This is a genomic window from Streptomyces sp. NPDC047000, from assembly GCF_040644295.1.
Taxonomy (GTDB): domain Bacteria; phylum Actinomycetota; class Actinomycetes; order Streptomycetales; family Streptomycetaceae; genus Streptomyces.
This window is the reverse complement of the sequence record NZ_JBEYWE010000046.1, coordinates 21,273-46,787: the sequence shown is the minus strand read 5'-3', so window position 1 is coordinate 46,787 and position 25,515 is coordinate 21,273. Positions and strand designations below refer to the sequence as shown.

Annotated in this window: 21 protein-coding genes; 8 read left to right on the top strand and 13 right to left on the bottom strand. The window is 71.4% G+C overall.

What is annotated here, in order from left to right; all coding sequences use genetic code 11:
- The first annotated feature begins 88 nt into the window (after positions 1–88).
- The gene (locus tag ABZ862_RS37030) at positions 89–907 is read left to right on the top strand and encodes a TIGR03943 family protein (protein ID WP_360968567.1); all 819 of its coding nucleotides are present in this window, start codon (positions 89–91) and stop codon (positions 905–907) included.
- Here the strand turns inward: ABZ862_RS37030 and ABZ862_RS37025 are convergent.
- Positions 864–1,649 (bottom strand): transcriptional regulator, encoded by a 786-nt coding sequence (locus ABZ862_RS37025; protein ID WP_360968564.1) that lies wholly within the window; start codon positions 1,647–1,649, stop codon positions 864–866. The two genes, ABZ862_RS37030 and ABZ862_RS37025, sit on opposite strands and share 44 nt — an antisense overlap.
- A gap of 121 nt (positions 1,650–1,770) precedes the next feature.
- Here ABZ862_RS37025 and ABZ862_RS37020 point away from each other — a divergent pair, with 121 nt between their 5' ends.
- Positions 1,771–2,652, top strand: coding sequence for an LLM class F420-dependent oxidoreductase (locus ABZ862_RS37020; RefSeq protein WP_360968561.1), 882 nt, complete (start codon positions 1,771–1,773; stop codon positions 2,650–2,652).
- 76 nt (positions 2,653–2,728) lie between these two features.
- Here the strand turns inward: ABZ862_RS37020 and ABZ862_RS37015 are convergent, their stop codons facing one another.
- Positions 2,729–3,292 (bottom strand): NAD(P)H-dependent oxidoreductase, encoded by a 564-nt coding sequence (locus ABZ862_RS37015; protein ID WP_360968558.1) that lies wholly within the window; start codon positions 3,290–3,292, stop codon positions 2,729–2,731.
- A 157-nt stretch (positions 3,293–3,449) separates the two neighbouring features.
- On the opposite strand from ABZ862_RS37015, the gene ABZ862_RS37010 reads away from it, so the two are divergent.
- The 3 genes from ABZ862_RS37010 to ABZ862_RS37000 all read left to right on the top strand — a co-directional run bounded on the left by ABZ862_RS37010 (position 3,450) and on the right by ABZ862_RS37000 (position 7,128).
- Positions 3,450–4,136 (top strand): helix-turn-helix domain-containing protein, encoded by a 687-nt coding sequence (locus ABZ862_RS37010; RefSeq protein WP_360968556.1) that lies wholly within the window; start codon positions 3,450–3,452, stop codon positions 4,134–4,136.
- A gap of 213 nt (positions 4,137–4,349) precedes the next feature.
- A complete protein-coding gene (locus tag ABZ862_RS37005) occupies positions 4,350–5,384 on the top strand; it encodes a LacI family DNA-binding transcriptional regulator (protein WP_360968553.1) in 1,035 nt (344 codons plus the stop codon).
- A 298-nt stretch (positions 5,385–5,682) separates the two neighbouring features.
- On the top strand, positions 5,683–7,128 hold the full coding sequence (locus tag ABZ862_RS37000) for a benzaldehyde dehydrogenase (RefSeq protein ID WP_360968549.1): 1,446 nt from the start codon (positions 5,683–5,685) through the stop codon (positions 7,126–7,128).
- A gap of 122 nt (positions 7,129–7,250) precedes the next feature.
- On the opposite strand, the gene trxA is transcribed toward ABZ862_RS37000, so the two are convergent.
- A complete protein-coding gene (trxA, locus tag ABZ862_RS36995) occupies positions 7,251–7,646 on the bottom strand; it encodes a thioredoxin (RefSeq protein ID WP_360968546.1) in 396 nt (131 codons plus the stop codon).
- A gap of 159 nt (positions 7,647–7,805) precedes the next feature.
- Between trxA and ABZ862_RS36990 the strand changes: the two genes are divergently transcribed.
- Complete coding sequence (locus ABZ862_RS36990; RefSeq protein ID WP_360968544.1) at positions 7,806–9,239, top strand: NAD(P)/FAD-dependent oxidoreductase; 1,434 nt, start codon at positions 7,806–7,808, stop codon at positions 9,237–9,239.
- A gap of 28 nt (positions 9,240–9,267) precedes the next feature.
- Here ABZ862_RS36990 and ABZ862_RS36985 read toward each other — a convergent pair whose 3' ends face one another.
- Positions 9,268–9,924, bottom strand: coding sequence for a peptide deformylase (locus ABZ862_RS36985; RefSeq protein WP_360968541.1), 657 nt, complete (start codon positions 9,922–9,924; stop codon positions 9,268–9,270).
- Between the two features lie 188 nt (positions 9,925–10,112).
- Here ABZ862_RS36985 and ABZ862_RS36980 point away from each other — a divergent pair, with 188 nt between their 5' ends.
- The gene (locus ABZ862_RS36980) at positions 10,113–11,078 is read left to right on the top strand and encodes a pirin family protein (RefSeq protein ID WP_360968538.1); all 966 of its coding nucleotides are present in this window, start codon (positions 10,113–10,115) and stop codon (positions 11,076–11,078) included.
- Between the two features lie 520 nt (positions 11,079–11,598).
- Here ABZ862_RS36980 and ABZ862_RS36975 read toward each other — a convergent pair.
- Positions 11,599–13,461, bottom strand: coding sequence for an ABC transporter ATP-binding protein (locus tag ABZ862_RS36975; protein WP_360968578.1), 1,863 nt, complete (start codon positions 13,459–13,461; stop codon positions 11,599–11,601).
- 570 nt (positions 13,462–14,031) lie between these two features.
- Between ABZ862_RS36975 and ABZ862_RS36970 the strand changes: the two genes are divergently transcribed.
- Positions 14,032–14,541 (top strand): NUDIX domain-containing protein, encoded by a 510-nt coding sequence (locus tag ABZ862_RS36970; RefSeq protein WP_360968535.1) that lies wholly within the window; start codon positions 14,032–14,034, stop codon positions 14,539–14,541.
- Positions 14,542–15,181: 640 nt separating this feature from the next.
- On the opposite strand, the gene ABZ862_RS36965 is transcribed toward ABZ862_RS36970, so the two are convergent.
- Genes ABZ862_RS36965 through ABZ862_RS36930 form a run of 8 tightly spaced genes read right to left on the bottom strand, consistent with a single transcriptional unit; the run spans position 15,182 to position 25,115 of the window.
- Positions 15,182–17,020: a glycoside hydrolase family 15 protein gene (locus ABZ862_RS36965; RefSeq protein WP_360968531.1), complete on the bottom strand. Its 1,839-nt coding sequence runs from the start codon at positions 17,018–17,020 to the stop codon at positions 15,182–15,184.
- Positions 17,021–17,058: 38 nt separating this feature from the next.
- Positions 17,059–18,714, bottom strand: a complete 1,656-nt coding sequence (locus ABZ862_RS36960; protein WP_360968529.1) for a thiamine pyrophosphate-dependent enzyme — start codon at positions 18,712–18,714, stop codon at positions 17,059–17,061.
- Between the two features lie 19 nt (positions 18,715–18,733).
- Entirely contained in the window at positions 18,734–19,561 is an 828-nt protein-coding gene (locus tag ABZ862_RS36955; RefSeq protein WP_360968526.1) for an MBL fold metallo-hydrolase, read from the bottom strand.
- A gap of 23 nt (positions 19,562–19,584) precedes the next feature.
- On the bottom strand, positions 19,585–20,580 hold the full coding sequence (locus tag ABZ862_RS36950) for a TIM barrel protein (RefSeq protein ID WP_360968523.1): 996 nt from the start codon (positions 20,578–20,580) through the stop codon (positions 19,585–19,587).
- A 2-nt stretch (positions 20,581–20,582) separates the two neighbouring features.
- Positions 20,583–21,497, bottom strand: coding sequence for a myo-inosose-2 dehydratase (gene iolE, locus ABZ862_RS36945; protein WP_360968520.1), 915 nt, complete (start codon positions 21,495–21,497; stop codon positions 20,583–20,585).
- Positions 21,494–22,081 (bottom strand): hypothetical protein, encoded by a 588-nt coding sequence (locus ABZ862_RS36940; RefSeq protein ID WP_360968518.1) that lies wholly within the window; start codon positions 22,079–22,081, stop codon positions 21,494–21,496. The genes iolE and ABZ862_RS36940 overlap by 4 nt, the downstream gene beginning before the upstream one ends.
- Positions 22,078–23,190: a ferritin-like protein gene (locus tag ABZ862_RS36935; RefSeq protein WP_360968515.1), complete on the bottom strand. Its 1,113-nt coding sequence runs from the start codon at positions 23,188–23,190 to the stop codon at positions 22,078–22,080. Before ABZ862_RS36935 ends, ABZ862_RS36940 begins: the two co-directional genes overlap by 4 nt.
- Positions 23,187–25,115: a GMC family oxidoreductase gene (locus ABZ862_RS36930; protein WP_360968512.1), complete on the bottom strand. Its 1,929-nt coding sequence runs from the start codon at positions 25,113–25,115 to the stop codon at positions 23,187–23,189. Before ABZ862_RS36930 ends, ABZ862_RS36935 begins: the two co-directional genes overlap by 4 nt.
- Positions 25,116–25,515: the final 400 nt, after the last annotated feature.

The window sequence follows — 25,515 nt, the reverse complement described above, 5'->3', positions numbered from 1 at the left end:
CGTTCGGGCGGGCGTTCGCGGTCCGGTTCTCCTCCGCGACGGCCCTCGTCGCCGTCCTGGTGAGCGCCGCGATCGGAGGCGTACTGCTGTGAGACACCTCGCCCGGACCGCCCTGCTCGCCCTCAGCGGCCTCGGCCTGCTGCACGTCTCCCTCTTCACCGACGACTACCTCCGCTACGTCAAGGAAGGCATGCGCCCGCTGCTCGTCGCCTCGGGCGCGGTCCTGCTCCTGCTGGCCGCCGCGGAGGCCTGGTCGGTACGTGGCGAGGCACACCGCGGCGGCGACACGCACGGCGGTGATCACACCCACGCCGACGGCGATGCGCCCGGCGGCGACGACACGTACGGTGACGGCGAGGCGCACCGGGGCGGTCACGAGGGCCATGACCACTCCGCCCTGCCGAGGATCGCCTGGCTGCTCCTGCTCCCGGCGCTCAGCCTGCTCTTCTACGCCCCGCCCGCCCTCGGGGCGTACACGGCCTCCCGCGAGGACGCCCGGAAGGTGACCCGGCAGGACGCGTTCGATCCGCTGCCCGCGACCTCACCGCTGCCGATCACCCTCACCGACTTCACCGAGCGGGTGCAGCAGGACCGCCGGCGGGCCATCAAGGGCCGCACCGTCCTGATGACCGGTTTCGTCACGCCCGTCAAGGGCGGCGGCTCCTGGGACCTGACCCGGATCATCCTCAGCTGCTGCGCGGCGGACGCCCAGTCCGTGAAGATACGCGTCCACGGCCTTCCGGCGCCCGCCGCCGACACCTGGGTCTCGGTGACCGGCACCTGGCACCCCGGCGGCACCCTGGGCACCGCCTCTGCCCCCGCCGCGCTGGACGCCCGCACGGTGAAGAAGGTCCCCAAGCCCGTCAACGGCTACCAGGACGCCCTTCCGATCGGCACGGCCCCCTGACCCACGCCGTACCGCTCACGCCGTCCTCGGCCGTGACGGTCCGGCGCAGTTCGACGCAGCACAGACCGGGACGGGAGGTGAGGACGGCGGTGAGCCGGTCGTCCTCGCCCGCGGCGGCCAGATAGGCGCGCAGGAAGGCGTGGTTCATGCCGCACACCAGGTCCGGCGCCTGCGCGGCCACCGGATGGAACGGGCAGTTGCGCAGCACCGTGCGCCCGGCGCCCTCCTCCGCGGGTTCGAAGCCGAGCGAGCCGAGCACGGCCCGGACCCCGCTCACGTGCGCCTGGGCGCCGAGCCTCCCGCCCCGCTCCCGCGCCACCCGCAGCGCCGCCTCCCGGGCGCTCTCGCCGGGCCGCTGCGCGGTGATCGCCTCGGCCAGCAGCGAGGCCAGCAGTTCGTGCCGGTGCGGAGGCAGCCGTACGGCCAGGGTGCCGGGGACGGGCTCGTAGAGCCGGGAACGGCGGCCGAGCCCGGCCCGGTGCGGGCCGCCGCCCGGCGTGCCGTGCCCGCCGCGGCCGGACCGCAGCAGCCCCGACGCCACCAGCTTCTCCAGATGGAAGACCGCCAGCTTGCGGGACATCCCGAGCGCCGCGGCCACGTCGTCGCGGGTCACGGGATGCGGGGCACGCCGTACGAAGTCCAGCAGCCTGCGCCGCGACTCGTCGCCCAGGGAGGCGAGCGCGGTCGTCGCGTCCAGGCCGGACGGCTGCGCCGTACCGGCCGCGGACGAATCGGACGTCACCCGTTCACCGTAACCCCGGCCGCCGCCGGAGGGACGGCCCGCCGGGGCGGGCTTGACTTCGAGAGCGCTCCAGCGGCTAGCCTCACCGCCCTGCGACAGGACGCGTCGGACGGAGCCAGCCATGCGTGTGGGTGTGCACATCAACCGGTTCAACCACCCGGGCGGCGGGCCCGCGCTCGGCCCGGAACTGGCCGCGGTGGGTGCCGCGGCGGAGGCGGCGGGGGTGGGCTGGCTGTCGGTGATGGACCACTACTTCCAGATGGAGTTCAACGGCGGCGCCGAGGACGCCATGCTGGAGGCGTACACGACCCTCGGCTATCTCGCCGGGCACACCTCCACGGTCCGTGTCGGCGCGCTGGTGACCGGGGTGACGTACCGCCACCCGGGACTGCTCGCGAAGATCGCCACGACGCTCGACGTGCTTTCCGGCGGGCGGGCCACGCTGGGGATCGGCGCCGCCTGGTACGACCGTGAGCACCACGGCCTCGGCGTGCCCTACCCGCCGCTCGCGGAACGGTTCGAGCGGCTCGAGGAGACCCTGCGGATCTGCCTCCAGATGTGGGACCCGGAGAACAACGGGCCCTTCGAGGGCGAGCACTACCGGCTGGCCGAGACGCTGTGCGTGCCCGCGCCGGTCAGCTCCCCGCACCCGGAGATCATGATCGGCGGCACGGGCGAGAAGAAGACCCTGCGGCTGGTCGCGCAGTACGCGGACGCCTGCAATCTGATCGTCGCCGACGCCGGCGAACTGCGGCACAAGCTCGCTGTGCTGCGCGGCCACTGCGACACGCTGGGGCGCGACTACGACGCGATCCGCAAGACGATCGTCCACTTCGGGGAGGGCGTCGGGAAGGAGGACCTCGACGCGTTCACCCGGGAGATCGCCCCGTACGCCGGGCTCGGCGTCGACACCGTCGTCCTCGCCCCCAGGGTGGACGAACCCGCCGGCTGGATCGAGCGGTTCGCGGCGCCTGCCGTGACGCGGCTGGCCGGGATCGCCTGACCCGGCGGATGCGTGGAGGGGGCCGGGGACCGCTCGTCGAGCGGTCCCCGGCCCCCTCCGGCGCGCCGTGGGACGATCAGACCGCGACGGGCTCGCCCGCGAGGCCCTGCAGACGGGTGACGACGTCGGTCACCTGGGCGGCGACCTCGGCGTCGTCGGCCGGGTGGGTCTCGGCGAAGCGGACCACGGAGCCGGGGATGGAGAGCTTGATGTCCTCGATCACCTTGCCGCCCGCGATACCCGCGGCCTTGCGGGTCTCGTCCTGCGCCCACACGCCGCCGAACTGGCCGTAGGCGGTGCCGATCACGGCGACCGGCTTGCCGGTCAGGGCGCCGGCGCCGAACGGACGGGACAGCCAGTCGATGGCGTTCTTCAGGACGGCCGGGATCGTGCCGTTGTACTCGGGGGAGAACAGCAGGAACGCGTCGGCGCCGCCGGCGGCCTCGCGCAGCTTCGCGGCGGCGGCCGGGACGTCACCCTCGACGTCGATGTCCTCGTTGTAGAACGGGATGTCCGCGAGGCCCTCGTAGAGGACGACCTCGGCGCCCTCGGGCGCGAGCTTGACGGCCGCCTCGGCGAGCTGACGGTTGTGCGAACCGGCGCGGAGGCTGCCGACGAGCGCGAGGATGCGAACAGACATGGGAACTCCAAGGGGGGCAGAAAGGGCACAGAAAGAGGCACCCGACGGGTGCAGGACGGGCGCACGGCCTGCCCTGTAACACCGCCGCAATAATCCGGACCGGGGTCCGTTTCTTATGTCTAGCATCCTAAGCGGACCGGGGTCCAGTTTTGTTCCCATGCTTTACGCTGTCTTCATGTCCCGCGCACTGCCGCCCTTCCCGCAGCCCCAGGAACCCGTCGGCACACCCCGGTTCCTGGAACTCGAGGCGGCTGCCCCCGACGAGCCGTGCCTGCGCGCCGACGCGGCCCGCAACCGCGCCCGCCTGCTGGAGGCGGCCACCCGGCTGATCGCCGAGCACGGCGTCGCCGGGGTCACGATGGAGGCGGTGGCCGCCGCCGCCCAGGTGGGCAAGGGGACCGTCTTCCGGCGCTTCGGGGACCGCACCGGACTGCTGATGGCGCTGCTCGACCACTCCGCGCGCCGGCTCCAGGCCGACTTCCTCGCCGGACCGCCCCCGCTGGGTCCCGGCGCGCCGCCGGTCGAACGGCTGCGGGCGTTCGGCACGGCGGTGCTCTACCGGACCGAGGAACAGCTGGACCTGCAACTCGCCGCGCAGCCCGACCCGGCCCGCCGGTTCGCCAACCCGCCCTTCGCGGCACTGCACATGCACGTGAGGATGCTGCTGCGGCAGATCGTGCCGGACGCCGACTGCGACCTCCTCGCCCACACCCTCCTCGACCGCCTCGACCCGGCGCTCGTCCACCACCTGACCAGGCAGCGCGGGATACCGCTGGAACGGCTCGAGGCCGGCTGGACCGACCTCGTCGCCCGGGTGACCCGCACCGAGCCGCCGGCCTGCTGACCGCCGTCCCCTCCGGGTCGCGGACCCGTCCCCTCCGGGGCGTGGTCCCGTTGCCGCCCGCGGCCCCTTTCCGCCTGCAGTCCCTTCCCGGCCCCGGCCCCTTTCCGGGGGCGCCCGTTCCCGGCGGCGGACCACCGCCCTCATGCCGTTCTTGTGACGACCGTTACCCCGCCGCACTGCGCCGCCCCGGCTTCTGCCAAGATGCCGTACGTCATGGTGCAGATACCGAATACGTCCGCCGCCTCGACGCCCGCGCAGCGCTCCGTTCCCACGAGCGCCGACGTGGCCCGCCTGGCCGGCGTCTCACGTGCGACCGTCTCCTACGTCCTCAACAACACCAGCGCCGTACGGATCAGCGAGCCCACCCGGCGCCGCGTCCACCAGGCCGCGAAGGAACTCGGCTACGTGCCCCACGCGGCCGCCCGCAGCCTGCGCGCCGGACACAGCCGGATCGTGCTGCTGCCCGCCCCGGCCGTCCCGGTCGGTTCCCTCTACAGCCAGTTCATCAGCGACCTGCAAGGGGCGCTGGGCCGCCTCGACTACACCGTCGTCCACTACGGCACCGCCGGCCTGCGCGGTGACGACGCCGCCCGCGCCTGGGCCGAACTGCGGCCCGTCGCCGTCATCGTGCCCGGACCCGGGCTGGGAGCCGAGGGCGTCGCCGTACTCAAACGCTCCGGCGCCCGCGCCGTCGTCACCCTCGGACCCGAACGCCTGGAGGGCGCCCACACCCTTCTGATGGACCACGAGGCCATCGGCCACCGCGCCGTGGAGCACCTCCGCGTCCGCGGACGGCGCCGCCTGGGGATCGTCGTCCCCGAGGAACCCGGCCTGGAGATCTTCTCCCGGCCCCGCCTCGCGGGCGCCCGCCGCGCCCTGCGGGGCACCGACGCCACGCTGACCGAACTGCCCCTCGCCTACGACGAGGAGTCCGCGGCGCGGCTCGCGGCCCGCCGCCGGGAACTCCGCATCGACGGGGTGTTCGCCTTCAACGACGAGTACGCCATGCTGCTGATGCGCGCCCTCCAGGACGACGGGGTCCGCATCCCCGAGGACACGGCCGTCATCGGCGCCGACGACCTGACGCTCGGCCGGCTGCTGCGCCCCAGGCTCAGCACCGTCCGTCTGGAGGTGCCGTCGGGCCGCGAACTCGCCGAACTGGTCGACCGCGCGGTCCGCGACCCCGGTGCCGCGCCCGAGACGTACCGGGTGCTCGACTCGGCGGTGGTGCATCGCGAATCCAGCTGAACGGCTCCGGCCAAGCGCCCGGTTCACGAAAGGCATGGCACCCTTCCGGACAACATGTCTACGAAGAAAGCGAGTTGGTGCAGTACAGGGCACAACAGCAGGCACGTTCGCGCTCGATCATGACTAAGATGCTGCACGCTCATTCAGACGGGGATGCGTTCGAGCACCGGATGCGGCTCCTGTCTGCCCCGGCTCACCGCACCCCGTCACACGGCGGCCGGCCGGACCGGCCGCCGGCGCTGGGCCCTGACGGCAGGGCCCACGAGAGTCCGCGGTGATCGAACGGAGCACATTGGCCATGTCGTTGCTCGAGCCGAAGACCTGGCAGTCGGCCCACCCCCGCCCCCTGTCGGGACCTGAGTACACCGTCACCGAGCCCGCCACCGGCGAGGCGCTCGGCACCGTCACCCTCGCCGCGGCCGAGGACGTCGCCCCGGCCACCGAGATCGCCCGCGCCGCGCAGCGCGAGTGGGCGCGCGCCCCGCACTTCGTCCGTGCGGCCGTACTGCGCAAGGCCGGTGACCTGTTCACCGCGCACGCCGGTGAACTGCGGGAATGGCTCGTCCGTGAATCCGGCTCCATACCCGGCAAGGCGGACTTCGAACTGCACGTCGCCGCCCAGGAGTGCTACGAGGCCGCCACCCTGGCCTCCCGCCCCACCGGCCAGGTACTGCCCACCGAGGCACCCCGGCTGTCGTACACCCGCCGGATCCCGGTCGGCGTCGTCGGGGTGATCTCCCCGTTCAACGCCCCGCTGATCCTGTCGATCCGCTCCGTGGCCCCCGCCCTCGCCCTGGGCAACGCGGTCGTGCTGAAGCCGGACCCGCGCACCGCGGTCTGCGGCGGTCTCTCCCTCGCGGCCGTCTTCGCCGAGGCCGGCCTGCCCGAGGGCCTGCTGCACGTCCTGCCCGGCGGGGCCGGCACCGGCCAGGCCCTGGTCGCCGACCCGCTGGTCCCGGTGATCTCCTTCACCGGCTCCACCGCCGCGGGCCGCGCGGTCGGCGAGGCCGCGGGACGCCGTCTCAAGCGCGCCCACCTCGAACTCGGCGGCAACTCCGCCCTGGTCGTCCTGGAGGACGCCGACCTCGACGCCGTGATCTCCACGGCCGCGTGGGGCTCCTTCTTCCACCAGGGCCAGATCTGCATGACGACCGGCCGCCACCTCGTCCACCGTTCCCGCTACGACGAGTACGTCGAACGCCTCGCCGCCCGCGCCGACTCCCTCGCCGTCGGCGACCCGCACCGTGCGCAGGTCCACCTCGGCCCCCTCATCGACGCGCCCCAACTCGCCAAGGTGCACGGCCTGGTGGAGGCCAGCATCGCGAACGGCGCCCGCCTCGCGGCGGGCGGCACGTACGAGGAGCTGTTCTACCGGCCGACGGTGCTCGCCGACGTCGACGACACCGCCCCGGCGTACACCGAGGAGGTCTTCGGCCCCGTCGCCCCCGTACGGCCGTTCGACACCGCCGACGAGGCCGTCGCCCTGGCCGCCGACAGCCCCTACGGACTCTCCCTCGGCATCGTCACCCGGGACACCGCCCGGGGCCTGGAACTCGCCGAGCGGATCCCCACCGGGATCGTCCACATCAACGACCAGACCGTGAACGACGAGGCCGTCGCCCCCTTCGGCGGCATCGCCGCCTCCGGCACCGGCGCCCGATTCGGCGGCGAGGCCAACGTGGAGGCCTTCACCGACCTGCGGTGGACGACGACGCGCGGGGACGTGGCGACGTACCCGTTCTGAGGCCTATCGACCCACGGCGCGCGGGCCGGCCCGCGCGCCGACCGGGCTCAACGCGCCGACCGGGCCGGGTTCCGTACCGCCCGCCCGTCCGCGCGCCAGGTTGGCCGCCCGCCGTCGGCGGTCTACTCGCCGTCGCCCGCCTGCCCGGCCGCCTTCGCCTGCTCGGCCTCCACGGACCTGCGGACCTCGTCCATGTCCAGCTTCCGGGCCTGTCCGATGACGTCCGTCAGGGCGGCCTCGGGCAGCGCCCCGGGCTGCGAGAACACCGCGACCCGGTCCCGGACGATCATCAGCGTCGGGATCGACTGGATGCCGAAGGCCGCCGCCAGCTCCGGCTGCGCCTCGGTGTCCACCTTGCCGAACACCAGGTCCGGGTTCTCCCGCGCGGCCTTCTCGTAGACGGGGGCGAACATACGGCACGGACCGCACCACGACGCCCAGAAGTCGATCAGGACGAAGTCGTTGTCCGTGACCGTCCGGTCGAAGTTCTCCTTGGTCAGCTCCACGGTGGTGGTCATGACGCAGATCCCTCATTCCTCATGTCGTCCCCCTGTCAGGGTGAAACGGTCCGCACAACACGGCCACCCGTGCCGCTATTCCGCCCGGCACGCACCCACCGGTCAGCCCCGCACCTACCCATGTGGCTCCCGCGCACGCCACCCACCAGACTGGGCCCCATGACGGAAACGGAAAACAGCGTGTACGACGTCGTGGTGCTCGGCGCCGGACCCGTGGGGGAGAACGTCGCGGACCGCACCCGGGCGGCCGGACTCTCCACCGCGGTCGTGGAGGGCGAACTGGTCGGCGGCGAATGCTCGTACTGGGCGTGCATCCCCAGCAAGGCCCTCCTGCGCCCCGCCATCGCCCGCGCCGACGCCCGCCGCGTCCCCGGCCTGCGCCAGGCGGTGCAGGGGCCCCTCGACACCGCCGCCGTACTCGCCCACCGCAACTACGAGACCTCCGACTGGCACGACGACGGCCAGCTCGGCTGGCTGTCCGGCATCGGCGCCGACCTCTACCGCGGCCACGGCCGCCTCACCGGCCCCCGCACCGTCTCGGTCACCGGTCCCGAGGGCGAGCGGCACGTCCTCACCGCCCGGCACGCGGTCGCCGTCTGTACCGGCACCCGCGCCGCCCTGCCCGACCTGCCGGGTCTCGCCGAGGTCAAACCCTGGACCAGCCGCAACGCCACCGGCGCGCAGTCCGTGCCGGACCGCCTCGTCGTGGTCGGCGGGGGAGTGGTCGCCGCCGAGATGGCCACCGCCTACCGCGCCCTCGGCTCCGAGGTCACCGTCCTCGTCCGCGGCAAGGGCCTGCTGCCGCGCCTGGAGCCCTTCGCCGGAGAACTGGTCGCCGAGGCCCTCACGGAAGCAGGCGCGGACATCCGCACCGGCACCTCCGTCGAGTCCGTCACCCGGGACGACGGCACCGTCGTGATCGTCACCGGCGACGGTGAGCGCCTGGAGGCCGACGAGATCCTCTTCGCCACCGGCCGCGTCCCGCACACCGGCGACATCGGCCTGGAGACCGTCGGCCTCGAGCCGGGCTCCTGGCTGCCCGTCGACGACACCCTGCGCGTCGCCGGCAGCGACTGGCTCTACGCGGTCGGCGACGTCAACCACCGCGCCCTGCTCACCCACCAGGGCAAGTACCAGGCCCGCGTCGCGGGCGCCGCGATCGCCGCCCGCGCCGCCGGCGTGCCCGTCCTGGAGACCGACGCCTGGGGCGCGCACGCCGCCACCGCCGACCACGCCGCCGTACCGCAGGTCGTGTTCACCGACCCGGAGGCGGCCGCCGTGGGCCTGTCCCTGGCCGAGGCCGAGCAGGCCGGCTGGCGGGTCCGCGCGGTCGACGTCGACATGGCGTCCGTGGCGGGCGCCGAGCTGTACGCCGACGGCTACCGGGGCCGCGCCCGTATGGTCGTCGACCTCGACACCGAGACGCTGCTCGGGGTCACCTTCGTCGGCCCCGGGGTGAGCGAACTGATCCACTCGGCGACCGTCGCCGTGGCCGCCGAGGTGCCCGTCGCCCGGCTGTGGCACGCGGTCCCGTCGTTCCCGACGATCAGCGAGATCTGGCTGCGCCTGCTGGAGGCGTACCGGGACAACTGACGCCCCTTCATGGCGATGTGACGTGACGTCAGGGCGCGGGCGGCTCGAACTCGAACCCGAGCTCCCGCGCCGCGGCCTCCGGCGTCGGCTGCGACCAGCGCAGCGCCGCGGCCTCGTTCGACGCCAGCGAACGCGGCTCCGCACGGTCGAGGTAGAGCGTCCCGTCGAGATGGTCCGTCTCGTGCTGCACGATCCGGGCGGGCCAGCCGCTGAGCACCTCGTCGAACGCGCGCCCCCGCTCGTCCTGCCCGGTCAGCCGCACCTCGGTGTGCCGCGCCACCACCGCCTGGTAGCCGGGCACACTGAGGCACCCCTCGTAGAACGCGGCACGCCCCGGCCCGGCGGCCTCGTACGACGGATTGACCAGCACGCGGTACGGCAGCGGCACCCGCCCCCGCGCCACCCGCACCTCGTCCGGTACCGGCGCCGGATCCTCGACGACCGCCAGCCGCAGCCCCACACCGACCTGCGGCGCGGCCAGCCCGACCCCGGGCGCCGCGTGCATGGTGACGCGCATCGCCTCCAGGAAACGGGCCAGCAGACCGGGCTCCAGCTGTCCGTCGAACGGCTCGGCGCCACACCGGAGCACCGGGTCACCGGCCGCGACGATGGCCAGCGGACCACCGGCGGAGAGAAGTTCCTCGACCCGTTCGGCAAGGGGTGCACGATCACGCGGAGTTGCCATCGGGCCAGCATGCCACGCGGCGGTCACGCGGACGGCACGACGACGCGGAGATCCGGTGTCCGCCGCCCGGCGGCGCGGTCCGCACGCACAGCGCCGCGAGGCCGTACCACCCCGCCGCCCACCCGGGCCGACGGGTGCTGCCGCTTTCCTCCGGCCCGAACCACCGGACAGGCCCTAGATTGGTCGGCATGAGCAATCTTGATCGCGAGGCGGTTCCCGCGGTGTGCGGCGGCCGCGGTTTCGTGGTGGCGGAGCCGGTGCGAGAACTCCTCAGCCCGCGCCGCGTGCGGCTCGGCGAGTCGACCGAGGTCCGCCGGCTGCTGCCCAACCTGGGCCGGCGCATGGTCGGCGCCTGGTGCTTCGTCGATCACTACGGACCGGACGACATCGCCGACGAGCCCGGTATGCAGGTCCCGCCGCACCCGCACATGGGCCTGCAGACGGTGAGCTGGCTGCACGACGGCGAGGTGCTGCACCGCGACTCCACCGGCAGCCTCCGGACGATCCGGCCGCGCGAACTGGGCCTGATGACCTCCGGCCGGGGGATCAGCCACTCCGAGGAGAGCCCCAGGCCGCACGCCCGCCTCCTGCACGGCGCCCAGCTGTGGGTCGCCCTGCCCGACGGCCACCGCCACACCGACCCGCACTTCGAACACTACGCCGAGCTGCCGGTCGTCACCGCACCCGGCCTGACGGCCACCATGATCCTCGGCACCATCGACGGCGCCGCCTCGCCCGGCACGACGTACACCCCGATCGTCGGCGCCGACCTGGCCCTCACCGGGGGAGCCGACGTCCGCCTGCCCCTGGAACCGGACTTCGAGTACGCGGTGCTGTCCATGTCCGGCGAGGCCCACGTCGACGGCGTACCGCTGCTGCCCGGCTCGATGCTCTACCTCGGCTGCGGCCGCACCGAACTCCCGCTCCGCGCGGACTCGGAGGCCGGCCTGATGCTCCTGGGCGGCGAACCCTTCGAGGAGGAGCTGATCATGTTCTGGAACTGGATCGGCCGCACCCAGCAGGAGATCGAACAGGCCCGCCAGGACTGGACGGAGGGCACCCGCTTCGGAGAGGTCAAGGGCTACGACGGCGCCCCGCTACCGGCCCCCGCCCTCCCGGCGACACCGCTGAAGCCCCGGGGAAGGGCTCGCTGACCTGGCGCGATGCCCGACTGAACGGCGACAGGCCGGCGACTCGCTGTCTCCCCACGGGTCGCCGTCCCGTCGCGTCCGGAAGAGCGGCCGGGAGTGCTGCAAGCCCGATGCGAGGGCGGTGCGGCATTCCACGGTATGTCCGTCCGCGGGCGGCCGCGGCAGGACTCTTGCCGACCCTTTGCCGACTTTACTGACGTGTCATCAGATATTCTCGAGAGGTACGTCCTTCCGTTGTGGTCGCCAGGCCGGAACCGAACACGTACGTGGGTCCAAGCCGGACCGATTCTGGTGGAACCACGTGCACCGACAGAGCCATACGTGGTTGGGGTGGCCGGTCAGCCGACCGGCGAGGGGTGCCCGCTCGTGCGGCTGCCGGGCCAGGTACGCCTCGGTGGTCGTGCGGATGTCGGAGCGGGTGAGCGGCACGTCATCACCTCGGGACGGCGGAAGGGGAGGGCTGAGAGGTCCGCGGCCGTCGAGGCGGCCGGTTCGGGGGGCACTGAGGGGGCGTCGGGGCGGCTCATGCGGGGGTCTCCTGCTTGTCACCGTCCGGCTCGGACGTGATCTGGTAGGACAGCAACTGCTGGAAGAGGCCTGGCTGTCGGGAGAGGTGGGCGTAGGTGCCCTCCTGGACGATGCGGCCTTCGTCGAGGACGACGATGCGGTCGGCGATGGCGACATTGGTGATGCGGTGGGTCACCAGCAGCACCGCCCGGTCCCGGGCGAGGGTCCTCAGCCGCTGGAAGATGCGGAACTCGGCACGGGGGTCGAGGTTGGCCGTGGGCTCGTCGAGGACCAGCAGCCCGGCCTGACGGAAGAATGCCCTGGCCAGGGCGATGCGCTGCCACTGGCCGCCGCTGAGTTCCTCCCCGTTGAGCCACTCGCGGGCCAGGAGGGTGTCCAGGCCGGCGCCGAGCTTGTCGACGACCTCGTCGGCGTCGGCCGCCTCGCACGCCTCGTGGACGGCCGCGTCGCCGCGCGTGGTGGGCTGTCCCTGGGTCACGTTCTCGCGCACGGTCAGCGGCCAGTGCGCGTAGTTCTGCGGCACGAGGGCGACCTGCTGCCACAGGGCCTGCGGGTCGCAGTCGCCGGTGGGGACGCCGTCCCAGAGCACCTGTCCGCCTGTGGGCAGGTAGAGGCCGCTGACCAGTTTCGACAGCGTCGACTTGCCGGAGCCGTTGAATCCCACCAGCGCGGTGACCTCGCCCCGGCGCAGGGTGAGGGAGACGTCGGACAGGGCGTCGCCGTCCTTGCCGGCGTAGCGGTGGGTGACCGACCTGACCTCGATCGTCTCCGGCGGCTCGGGGCGGTGCGGGCCCCGGCGCATGCGGAAGCCGCCGGCCTTGTCGAGGAAGCCGGTCCAGTCGTCCATGTACAGCCCGGTCCGTACGGCGCGGGCGCCGACGGCCACCAGGCCGCGGACCGACATGCCGACGGTCTGCAGGGCGAAGACGGCCGTGCCGGCATGTCCGACGCTGATGCGGCCGGTGGCGAGCAGCCACACGACAGCCGCCCACACCACCGCCGACCCCAGACCTCCGCACACCGCGCCGAGCAGGGACATCCGGGCGCCCTGGTCGGCCGCGGCCCGGTCCTCGTGGTTGATGCGGGCGACGGTGTGCCGGTACCGGCCGGAGAGGAAATCGGTCATGGTGCCGGCGCGGATCTGGTCGGCGGCGTCCTTGGTGTAGATGTGCCAGCGCAACACCGACAGCATCCGGTTGTCGCCGTTGCTGCGGAGGTTCGCCAGGTAGCGGACGCGCGCGGCGCTGACCTGGGCCAGGGCTTGCGGCAGGCTGGCGGCGACGAGGAGGGGGAGAAGGACCCAGTGCACGCCGGCGAGGACGAGGGCCCCGGCGAGGAAGCCGGCGGCCGAGGCGATCAGGTCCTGGCCTTCGCTGATCAGGTCGCCGGTGACCTGGGCGCCGCGGTCGGCGGCTTCGCGGTCGCGGTTGAAGCCGGGGTCGTCGTACGCGCACAACTCGACCTCGGCGCAGCCGGTGAGCAGCATCTGCTCGGCCTCGCGGGACATCAACGGGCCCAGCCGGGAGGAGAGCCAGTTGACGGTGATGCCGAGGAGCGCACGCACGCCGGCGGCACCGGCGAGCAGGGCGACGGAGGGCCATGCCTGGAGGAGCCGGTGGTAGACGTCTCCGTCGCGCAGCAGGGCGGTCAGGGTGCCGGCGATGGCGACCAGGCCCAGGGCCTGCATCACGCCGGTGACGGTCTGGCACAGCAGGAGGCCGGCGGTCGCCCGGCGGTCGACGCGCCAGGCCAGGGCCAGCGAGCGGCGCACCAGTTGCGGCAGGCGTCGGGCCATGTCGCGCATCCGGATCGAACGGCCGGCTGCCTCGCGGCTGCCGGTCAGGTCGACGTACCGCATCTGCGGCTCGGGAGCGGCCGGGGGCGTGCCGGCCGCCGCCGAGGGGGCGGACGCGGACGGCGCGGTGGAGGAGGCGACGGGCGCTGCGGGGGTGGTGCGCGGTCCCGGAACGCTGTCGGCTGATGCATCGGTGGGCTCACTCATGCCGCCCACCCCGTATCCGGACGTTCTGAGGTGAGCGTGCCGTCAACGCTGTACGTGATCAGGCCGGGCCGGCGTTCGATTCCGGGAGGCTGCTGCAAGGGGGCGGGGGTGGGGTGCACGGCGTTCCTCCGTCTGGGCGTCGATGTGGCACTGATGCTCTAAAAACGCGCTGGATCTGGTCCCGTCACGGCCCGATCGGGGGGTATTCGATGAACGCGAGTTCTCATGCCGGGGGTGGGCCGTGCGGGCTCTGGGGTGTCGCCGCTCAAACTCGTTCGATCAGGTCGGATCACTCCTTCGGGGGGTTGCGGACACCACGGATGAGCCTGAGCACGATAGGTGTCGTATGCGCACGACAACTGTCGTCATCCGCGTCCGGCCTCCGCGTGTCATCGGGAAACGGCGTTGTCGGTGGGCTGTGCCAGGGTGTGCGTCGTGGATGAATCGGTGGAGCGTGTCGACGGCCTGGATCGTGTGCTGGGGGTGGTCAGCCGCCGGGAGGCCGTCCGGGAGGGTTGGCTGCATCGGGTCGCCGTGACGCTGTGCCGTGATGATCGTGGCCGGATCCTCGTCCACCGGCGGTCGGAGCAGGTGTCGCGCTTCCCCGGGTTCTATGAGGTCGTGGTCGGTGGCGCCGCACATGTCGGCGAATCCTATGAGCAGGCTGCCGCGCGGGAGCTGGCCGAAGAGCTGGGCATTCGTGCGCTGCCGCGCCTACTGTTCACGTTCGTCAACCGCAGCGGTCTGAGCCCTCACTGGCTCGGCGTGCACGAAGCCGTGGTGCCGGACGCCGTGGTCCCCGATCCCGACGAGGTCGCCTGGCACGGCCGGCTGACCGAGCCGGAGCTCGGCTCGGCCCTGTCGGAGTGGCGCTTCACCCCTGACAGCCACGAAATCTTCAGACGGTATCGCGCGTTCCGGAGCGCGCGGTCCTGACCCTTCCGCCGCTCGGGCCGGGATGCCTGCCCGCGGCCGACGCGCCGTGTGAGAGGGGATGTTCGTGATACGGAGTACGGATGCTTGGCCGACTCCCGCTCGTTGAGCGGCTCGATGGCTTGCGGTCCGTGCTCTCCCGGAACGAGGTTCTGACCGAGGTGATGACCAGGGCGGCGACGTTGGAGGGACGAGTGGCCGGAGCTCACCGTGCTGCCGTGGCCGGGCTGACGTCCCCCTCGTACCCGGTCGTGCCCCGCGGTGGCCGAGGGCGGCGGCACGCCGCACGACAGCGGGGGTGTCTCGGCCGGTGCGCTGCCGTTGTTCGCATCCGGGAGACCGACGCGCCGGCACGGGTACGGGATGCATGGTGTCCTCCGTCGGGGGTTCGGGTCGGCACTCTGCTCTGAAAAACGTGCCGGATCGGAGGGCGTCACGGCTTTTTCGAGGCAATCGGCGAACTGATGTTCCGATAGGGCCGGTTGGCTGCGGCGGGTGGCGGCCGACGGATTCCGAACTCGTTCGATGGGGGGCGGGTCACCCGGCCGGGGGCTTGCCGACGGCTGATCGGAGAGCGCCGGGACGGGCGGCGTCGCATGGTTCACCCGGCCGGCGTGCTGCCGGCCGGGTGAACGGGCCCGGACTACCGTCCGCCGAGCGCCTTGTCGAGGGTGAGGGCCGCGTTGATGAGGGCGAGGTGCGTGAACGCCTGCGGGAAGTTGCCCAGTTGGCGCCCCGTCGGGGCGATCTCCTCCGAGTACAGGCCCAGATGGTTGGCGTACCCGATCATCTTCTCGAACACCAGCCGCGCACTGTCCGTCCGCCCCGCACGGGCGAGGGCCTCGACATACGCGAACGAGCACAGCGAGAACGTGCCCTCGGAGCCGCGCAGCCCGTCGGGCGAGGCGTCCGGGTTGTAGCGGTAGACGAGGCTGTCGCTGACCAGTTCCCGCTCGATGGCGTCCAGGGTCGACCCCCAGATCGGATCCTCGGCGCTGAGGAACCCGACCGTCGCCATGCGCAGCAGCGAGGAGTCCAGTACGTCACTGCCATAGTGCTGGACGAAGGCCCGCTGCTGGTCGCTCCACCCCTTCGCCATGACCTGCTCGTAGACGGCGTCCCGCTCGGTCTGCCACCGTCCGGCCGCCGACGGCCAGCCCTTCCACCAGGCGAGGCGCAGCGCGCGGTCGAACGCCACCCACGACATGACCCGGCCGTAGGTGAAGTTCTCGCGTCCGCCGCGGGTCTCCCAGATGCCTTCCTCCGCCTGGTCCCAGTGGTTGGCCAGCCAGTCCAGGTTCGCCCGCATCGCGGTCCAGCCCGTGTGCCCGATCTGGATCCCGTGCTGGTGCGCGAAGCAGATGCTGTCCAGCGCCTCGCCGTAGATGTCCAGCTGGAGCTGTGTCGAGGCGCCGTTGCCGATCCGTACCGGCGAGGAGCCCGCATAGCCCTGCCAGTGGCCGAGGGTCTGCTCGTCCAGGTCGGACGAGCCGTCGACCCGGTACATGACGTTGAGCGGGCCGGTGTCCCCGCCGCTGCCGGCCTGCTCCTTGACCCGGTCGTCGAGCCAGCCGATGAACGCCCGCGCCTCCTCCGTGAACCCCAGCCCCAGCAGGGCGTACACGGAGAAGGAGGCGTCCCGGATCCAGGTGAAGCGGTAGTCCCAGTTGCGTACTCCGCCCAGTTGCTCCGGGAGAGCCGTTGTCGGAGCGGCCACCAGGGCGCCGCTGGGCGCGAAGGTCATGAGTTTCAGCGTGACGGCGGAACGCTCCACCACCTCGCGCCAGCGCCCGCTGTAGCGCGACTGCGCCAGCCAGGAGCGCCAGAACGCCACGGTCTCGTCGAAGAGCTGCCGGTACGCGTCCGGGCGGACCTCGGCGGGCGGCCCCTCGGCGCCCATCTCCAGGACGAGGCCGTGCTGCTGACCGGCATCCAGCGCCAGCGAGAGGTGCAGGTCGCCGTTCCGGTCCGTGAGGACGCCGGCGAACCGCTCGTCCTCCGGTTCCCTGATGGGGTGCACGGTGAGTTCCGTGCCGTCCTTCGCGGCGAAGACCGCTCCGTTGCGGGTGATGTCCAGCGTGTGCTCGCTGCGTCCGTAGTCGAACCGCGGGGCGACCTCCACCTCGAACGTCATGCTGCCGCGCACACAGCGGACCAGACGGACCAGCCGGTGGCGGAAGGTGACCGTCGTCCCCGTCACGGGCATGAAGTCGACCACCTCGCCGGCGCCCGCCTCGGTGATGAACCGGGTCACGAGGACCGCCGTGCCGGGCAGGTACAACTGCTTGATCGTATGGGTCCGGTGGGCCGGACGGACCGTGCAGTGGCCGCCGTTCTCCGCGTCCAGCAGCGCCCCGAAGACACTCGGCGAGTCGAACCGCGGGGAGCAGAACCAGTCGACCACGCCCTCGGTGCTCACCAGCGCCGCGGTCTGCAGATCGCCGATGAGACCGTGGTTCTCGATCAGTGGATAGCCGTCCATCGGGGCGCACCTTTCGGTAGGTGGTTCACCGGATACCGCTAATGGGCCTTCCAGTTCGCGTTGTCGGGGATCGATTTCTCAGGAATCCGCACATGGATGACGGACGGGCCGTCCGAGTTCTCCAGCGCACCCCGCACGGCGTCCCCCAGTTCCCCGTACGTGCCGGCCTCCCACCCCCGGCAGCCGAAGACCTCGGCCAGCTTGCCGTAATTCCACCGGTGCAGCAGACACGGCTTGTAGAACGGTTCGTCGGAATGGAAGACCGCCGCGTCGGCGAGCCACTGCTCCACGGCGTAGACGCCGTTGTCGATGACGAAGATGACGGGATCGAGCCCGAACCGGGTCTGGGTCGAGAGGCATTGGGCGGTCATCTGGAATCCGCCGTCGCCCGAGAAGACCAGCACCTTCTGGTCGGGGCGCTTCGCCAGGCAGATACCCGTCGCGGCCGGTGCGCTGTAGCCTATCGACGAGTACGACGACTGGACGACGAACCCTCCCGGGGCGGGCACCTCGAGCAGCAGGCTCCCGAAGTAGTTCATGCTCGCGTCGGCGCCGACGATGGTGTTCCTGCCGATGTACTGCTGGACGTAGGTGTAGAACCCCTGGTACGTGATGGCGTCCGTCTCGCCCGCGGCCGGTGCGCCGTGAGCCGAGTTCCCCGGAAGTTTGCCCGCTCCGGGGGCGATGTCCGCCGCCAGGATGCCGTCCATCAGATGTTCCAGCGCGACCTGTCCGCCGAAGAAGGTTCCGAGCTTGACCGCGTCGAACGACGCGAACGCGGTCTTGTCGTAGTCCGGTTCCCAGCCCAGCGAGTTGATGTCCGTCAGCCACACACCGAGGGCCAGTACGAAGTCCGAGGCGGCGGCCAGATCCGTCACGGCCGTCGACGACGCCTGGCCGTCGAGCACACCGGCGAACAGCGCGTCGTCCTCGGAAAGGACGGCCTTGCTGAGGAGTTCCGTGACGAAGGGGACGTTCAGCTGCTGGATCAGCCTCGCGGCCTTGTCCTGGAGGCCGAGCCGGTCTATCTCCACACCGAGCCAGACCAGCGGGTTCTCGGCGCTCTCGAGCCGTGCGCGGATCTGTGCGACCGACTGGTCCAGGCTGGTCCCGTCCGACAGGGTCCTGGTCGGCTTCAGGACACCCCTCGGCGGCTCGCACGCCAGGTCGACCATGTCCTGGAGCAACTCGATGTAGATCGGCCGTCGTTCACTGATGCACTTGGTCAGCGCGTAATCGATCACCGTCGGGGCGAGGTCCGGATCGTCGATGCGTACGGCTGCGACCGTGAGGTGCTCGAACGACTGGAGATCTGTTTCGCGCCCGCTGATGAAATGGTGTGCGCTGAAGCCGGTCTGCTCGAACGTGATGGTCTTCTTGACACTCGGTGTGCCGTTGATCAGCACGAGCGGCACCTTTTCGACATAGGCGCCGGCGACCGCGTTCACGGCACACAGCGCGCCAGCGGAGTAGGTGACGCAGAGGGCGCCGATTCCCTTCAGCCTCGCGTATCCGTCCGCGGCGTAACCGGCGTTCACCTCGTTGACTTCCTCGATGATCTCGATGCCGCCCGGTGCGACGCACCGGTTCAGCCATTCGATCGAGTAGTCGCCCGCGATGGCGAACAGGTGCTCCAGGCCGAGTTGACGGAGCCGGTCCACCAAGTACTGTCCTACCGTGCAGCTCTCGTTCATGGCGGGAACACCTCCGTGGTCAGTAGTCGCTCGCGCCGCCGAAAAGCCGGGGCAGGTAGATGTCGAAAATTCCCGGGCAGCGGCGTTCCGGATACCGCTGGAGCAGGAAGTTCTTGAAGGCGTCGTCCGCCAGCCCGTCACCGACGGCCTGCCGGGCGGTGGAGAGGTATTCGATGTTGCGGGCGACCTCGTTCTTGTCGGCCGGCAGACCGTGCCCCGGCAGGAACAACCGGTGGTCCGACACCAGCATGTCCTGCAGCACCCGGATCCAGTGGTCCATGTGTTTCGTCAGATACAGATGCGTGCCGCTGTAGATCAGGTCCTGTGCGACGTACACACCCGTCTCGGGAAGACTGAGGGTGAGCTGGTAATCGATCTCGCTGTCCGTCACCCGGTCGAAGACGTATCTGACCCCGTCGATCGTCTCCTCGCCGGGACCGACGACGTGTTTGGGGACGACCACGTGCTCCGGGAGGAGGTCACCGAGTTTCCAGTGGTCGCTCCTCGATTCCTCCCCGTGCTCCTCGATGAAGGCCATGGTCTCGGGCAGCGCGTGGACCGGGACGTCGGTGAACGCGGCCCCCAGCCCGAACCAGTGGTCGGGGTGCCGGTGGGAGAGGTACAGCCTCTCGATCGGCTTGCCCAGACTGTCCGCGTAGTCCCTGAACGCCCTCGCACAGGGGGCGAGGAACTGCGCGTCGACGAGCACCAACCGGCTTCTGGTCTCGATGATGTGGGTGGCGTTCGCGATGTTGTCGTAGGCGAAGGACGCGACGCAGGTGTGGACGCGGACGTCGTCCGTCCGCTGCACGACCATGACGATGGGATCTGGCAACTGAGCCGGCATGAGAGCCCCTTAGGGGTGAGGGGTTATGCGGTCCGCTCCCGCAGTTCCTCCAGCGCGGCCCCGGCGACGTCGTAGGCGCTGTCCACGCCGGGCACCGGGTCGTCCTCGCCGGGGCGCCAGAAACGGCGGCGCGCCATGCGCATGGAACTGTCGAACGGCGGGATGGCGTTGAACACCTCGATCAGGTACGGCCCGTGGTACACCGGCTCGATCTCGTCCGAGACGATGTCCCACGGGATCCAGCTGTCCTTCACGGCGCCCCGGTCGGGTGCGGAGATGTGGACGTAGTAGAGCCGGTCCTGCCGCACCGCTCGCGCGACGTTCTGCCTGAAGACCGACGGACCCTGGCTCTCCATCACGACCTGTGCGGTGTCGATGGCGACGCCGCCCTGCGGCTGTTCGAGGCCCTCCAGGAAGTCGAGTACCTCCGAGACCATGTTGGGCGGTGGCGTCTCCCAGCTCTTGACGGGCTCGACGGCGAGCCGCACCTCGCGCGCCGTGGCGTACTCGACCAGCTCCTCGAAGACGGAACGCGCCGCGTGGTAGCGCGGCTTCATCCAGTCCTGCAGCGCGTCGCTCCAGATCGGCTCGTCGGTGTCCGTGAGCGGGAAGACGCCGTAGGGGTAGATGAACGGGCCGGACATGACGGAGTCGCCGCCCAGGATCCGGGTGATGTCGACGCGTGACTTGAGGTAGGACAGGGCCTGCCTGCGCTGCTCCTCGTACGGCGACGTCGGGTCGAAGGTCCGCGTGGTCCCGACGTTGGTGGTGAACTTCGCCTCCCCGAGCCCCGCCCGCTCGAACGCCTTCCGGAGGCCGGCGTACCGGTCGACCTCGAGCTTGTGGTCGACGGTCGCGGGCCGGGAGGCGATGTGCACGTCGAAGCCGTCGTAGCCCATGTCGGTCAGGGCCTTCAGATGGTCGACCAGGATCCGGGTGTACCGCGTGTCCTGCGGCCGCAGATCGGCCGTGAACATGAAGAAGCTGAAGAACACGTCTCGTCCGGGTGTCGCGTTCATCGTCACCACCCCAGGACGTCGGTGAGATAGGCGCGGGCCTTCTTGGCGTACTCGAGCGGGACGGCCTTGTTCGGATCCTGCTCGGCCTCCACGACCAGCCACCCCTGGAAGTGCGCGTCGGCCAGCACCTCGAGGATGGGCCGGAAGTCGATGGCGCCGTCTCCGGGCACGGTGAAGACACCCAGCTCGATGCCCTCCTGGAAGGACAGGCCCTCTTCCCGTACCCGGCTCACGATCTCGGGCCGGACGCTCTTCATGTGGACATGGCCGATACGGTCGGCCCAGGCCCGGGCCAGGTCCAGCGGATCGTCGCCGGCGAAGGCCATGTGGCCGGTGTCGAGCAGCAGATGCACCAGGTCCGGATCGGTCGAGGTCATCAGCCGGTCGATGTCGGCGCGGGTCATGACGCCGGTGCCCATGTGGTGGTGGTAGCTGAGCTTCATCCCGGCCGAGCGGGCGATCGAGCCGAGCTCGTCCAGGCCCGACGTCAGGGCGTCCCACTGGGCGTCGGTGAAGACCGGGCGGTTGGCGAACACGTCCACCGGAAGCAGGTGCGACGAGGCGCCGAACTCCGCCACGACCAGTTCGGTCCCGCCCAGCGCCCTGACGTGGGCCAGCGTCTCCTCGAACGAGGCGATCGTCTTCCGACGCATCTTGCCGATCGTGAAGTACGTGCTCGTCCAGGGCTCGGACACCCGCAGACCGCGGAGATCGAGGGCGGCCTTGAGCTCGGCGGCGTCCGAGGGGTACTTGTGCCCGATGCTGCAGCCCTGGAAGCCGGCGAGCGCCATCTCGCTCACGGCCTGGCCGAAGGGGATACCCGCGTCGATCGTGTCGAAGTCGTCGTTCCACCACAGGGTGCAGCAGACACCGAGCTTCACCTTGTCCGGGCTGAGGCGGTCGGCCAGCTCTGTCATCGTGTCGCCCCTTTCAGATACCGCTCCGCGATGCGGGGCGGCTGGGCCCAGGAGCCGTAGCCGGGTGCCTTGGCGCCCGGCGGATTGGCCCCGATGGCCCGCCACAGCAGTCCCTCCTGGTAGGAGGCCGCGGTGACCGTGGAGGTGCCCGCCGCACTCCGGGCGCCGTAGCGGTCGGTCCACTCGGGTGGCAGCGCGTACCACATCCCGGCGTACCAGAGTTTGATCACATTGCGGGCCACCGGGCCGAGCCGGTCGTCGCTGAAGATCCGGTGGCGCAGGGCCCGGTCGAACCGGTCCCGGTCGAGCGGGTGCCGGGCACGGCTCCCGGCACCACGGGAACCACCGGCAGCACCGTCACCGCGGAAGCCGTCGGCTCCACGGGAACCACCGGCACCACCGGCCGCGTCGGACCGGGCCGCCCGGTGGGCGTCCAGAAGGCCGTTGACGACCTCGTCGCCGCAGGCGGCCCGCACCTTCGCCAGATATCTGTGGGCCATTCCGGTGCCGAGCAGGTCCGTCTCCTCGAAGGCGGTGAGACCGGCGGACAGAAGGAGGAACTCCTCGAACGACGGGGCGGTCATCGCGTCACCGCCCGGATCGTCCCGGCGGCGTCCACCGTGTCCCGCGGCTCGGGCCCGGCCGCGCCGGGGATCTCGAAGGTGGGCGCGGCGTGCAGGCCGTCGCTCCCCGGCAGCGGGGTGCGCACCAGCCGGGCGAACCCGTCGCGCAGGCGGAACATCTCGCAGACGGCGTCCTGCAGGAGGGCCGGCCGCCCGTTGAACGCGTCGGTGAGCAGGGCCAGGAAAGCGCCGTATTCGGCGTTGAAGTCCTCGGCGACACGGGCGAGTTCCGAACCCGGCGGGTAGTCGGCCAGCCGGGCGCTCACCTTCACCTTGTACACGTCGTCCCAGGAGATGCTCAGCGGAGGTCCCGAAGGCGCACCCGGGTGGTCGCCCACCTGGTAGTACCGCCCGAGCTGCAACTGCCGGTACCGGTAGTAGTGGGCCAGTTCCCCGTCCGCGTCGTAGATGCCCGAGTCGAGGCCCTCGCCCTGGGCGGCGATGAAGCGGAGCGCGCTCTGGGCGGACTCCAGGCCGGAGACGACGATCATGGTCCCGCCGCCGGAGTAGAAGTACTCCGGCCCCACCTGGAGGGCCGGATCCCCGCGGAAGAGTCCGGGATCGCCGGCCGCCACCTTCTCGAGTCCTTCGATGATCTCCTCGTAGAACTCGCCGATGCTGTAGAAGCGCATGCCCTCGGCCGTGGGGCTGGAGACCAGGAGCGGGTTCCCGCCGTCCGGTGTGCTCAGCAGCCGCGCGTCGGGACTGGGCGCCCTGCCCGGCCGCTCGATCTTGCAGAACGTCTCGATCGCCTCGGGGGAGAAGGGCCGCAGATCGACGGTGAAGTCGTCCTCCCCGTCGGGCAGGTAGGCCGGATAGGACGGGACGAAGCCGGGGCGGGTCAGGTCGGGTTTCCCGCCGATGGCGTTGAGGACGTTGGCGACGAGGGTCAGGTGCAGCATCTCCTCCACCGCGGCCACCCGGATGATGTGGGCGGCGTCGGAGTTGGTGGTGGACCGTATGGAGTAGTACGCGGTCAGGTACGGGGGGATGGTCGCGTGCTCGAGCGCCATCGCCGTGTTCAGGTAGCTGACCAGGTCGTCTCGGTTCTCGATGGTCGAAACGGTCACCGGACCCGCCTTTCCTGGGACTGCTGCCGGGTGGTACCGGCCGCCGTGATGCCGACCGGTGCGGTCTCGGAGTCGAGCTGGGCCAGCATGGCCCGGACACTGCGCAGGCACAGGGCGGCGATGGTGAGCGTCACGTTCGACGTGCCCACGGTCGGCATGCTTCCCCCGCCGACCAGGTAGAGGTTGCCGTGGTCCCAGCACCGCTGGTCCGCGTCGACCACCGAGGCCGACGGGTCGCGGCCCATCATGTGGGTGCCGGCGAGATGGTTGCCCCCGCGGATCTCGTACCCCTCACCGTCGTGGACGGCGTAGCCCCAGAAGTTCGGGTCGTACGCGGTGTGGTCCTCGGCCCCCAGCCGGGCGAAGATCCGTCTCGACAGCTGCCGGGCGTACGCCACCCCCCGCATCGTGTACTCGGGGACGTCGTAGGTGAGGACGGGCCGCATGTTCCCCAGCCGGTCGGTGAAGTCGGGGCTCACGGTGATGCGGTTGCCCGGGTCGGCGGGGACCTCCACCATGAACGCCATCTGCAACTGGCGGGACACCCGGTCCACCAGGCCCTGGCGGAGGGACTCGCCGTAGCGGCCTCCGGAGTCGACCAGGTCGATCAGGTCGGTCATCGGCGCGCCCCGGGCCCAGCCCCAGCCGTCGTTGTGGATGTCGACGCCGAACGCCGCCTGGCGGCTGCGGAAGCGGCCCCCGCGCAGGTCGGTGATGCCGCCCGTGCAGTTCGTGCCGCGGAAGGTGCCGGCCACCTCCGGCAGCAGACCCCACGTCAGCAGATAGGCGTGGTCCATGAAGTTCCGCCCCATCAGGCCGCTCGAACCGGGCAGGCCGGAGGCCAGCATCAGCCGGGGGTTCTCCACCGCGTTGGCGGCCAGGACGAACAGCCGGCCGCGGGCCCTCATGGTGGTGAAGCCGGGGCTCTCGGGCCGGTCGTAGCGGCGGTACTCGATCTCGGTGACCCGGCGCGTGTGCTCGTCGATGTGCACCTTGTGGGCCACCGCCTGGGCCACCAGGTCGACCCGGCCGCTCTGGAGGGCCACGGCGAGGGTCTTCCCGGCGTTGTACTTGGCCTGCACCGGGCAGAGGGGCACGCAGTTGTTGTTGCCCTGGCAGCGCTCGCCGACCTCGACCTGGTACGTGCTCACCGCGCCCTGCGGCACATAACCCTTCCCGCCGTCGTAGGCCGGGTTCGGTATCCCGTTCCGGCCCTGCGGGAACGGCCGGACCCGCAGCTCCCGCAGTTCCCCGTCGAGGTGGACCGGCATCCCGTCGACGTCCTTGGCGACCGTCCGGTCCAGATAGGACAGGGGGATCCCCCTCATGGGGAAGACGTAGCCCTCGTCGAAGGTGATCCCGAGGTACGCCTGGTCCTCCACGTCGGCGGAGACGCCGATCTCGCGTTCGGCCTCGTTGTAGTACGGGGCGAGATCCTCGTAGGCGAGCGGCCAGTCGGCCCCCTCGCCGTAGAGCGTCCGCATCCGGAAGTCCTCCGGCAGCATCCGCAGCGTCTTGCCCTCCCAGTGCATGGTGGTGCCGCCGAGCACCCGCGTGTACGTGGTGTCGGTGGCGAAGGGCCCGCTCTGCACGATGTACGACGAGGCGTCGGGCGCACCCGGGGTGATGGGCCGTGCGTCGGTGCCGCGGGGCATCGGCGCGTTGGGGACGGCCGGGTAGGGGGCCTGGTTGTCCTTGCTGACGGCCGAGTAGAACCGGTCGAGATAACTCTCGTAACCCCTCAGGGTGAGGTCCTCGGCCGGGCCCGCCTCGAGTATCAGCACCCTCTTGCCGGCGTCGCTCAGCCGTGCGGCGACGAGGGCGCCGGATATCCCGCCGCCGACGATGACGGCGTCGTAGAGCACTTCGGCGGCCGCCGCCGGGTCGGTGCGCTGCGGCGCTCCCTGGGGAAACTTTGTGTACACAGGGCGGTCACTCCTCCACTGCCATGTCTGGCCGGGACCGAACTCCGTTGTGTCTGCTGGGTGTCTGCCGCGGATGCGCCTCGGCGGTCGGCGTCGTGGCCGGGCCGATACGAAAGGGTCGGAACCGGCCGTGTCCATGGGCTGCCGCGGGACATCTGGGGGAGCGAGCCGGACGGACGGCGCAATCGGGCGCAGTTGTTCACGGCGGCATCGGTGGTCGGGTTGCGTATCGGTGCCGCTCCTGGTGGAGCGGTGCGCAGACCACTGCCGCGTCTCCGACGATACGCGGGAACCGTCAAGATCGCCGAGTGGGCCGCGGGCATGTGCCCCGGTCGCGGCCGTCGCGCCGGTCGCCCGGGCCGGCCCGGCGGCACGGCCCGCCCGTCGCCGTGCCCTGCCG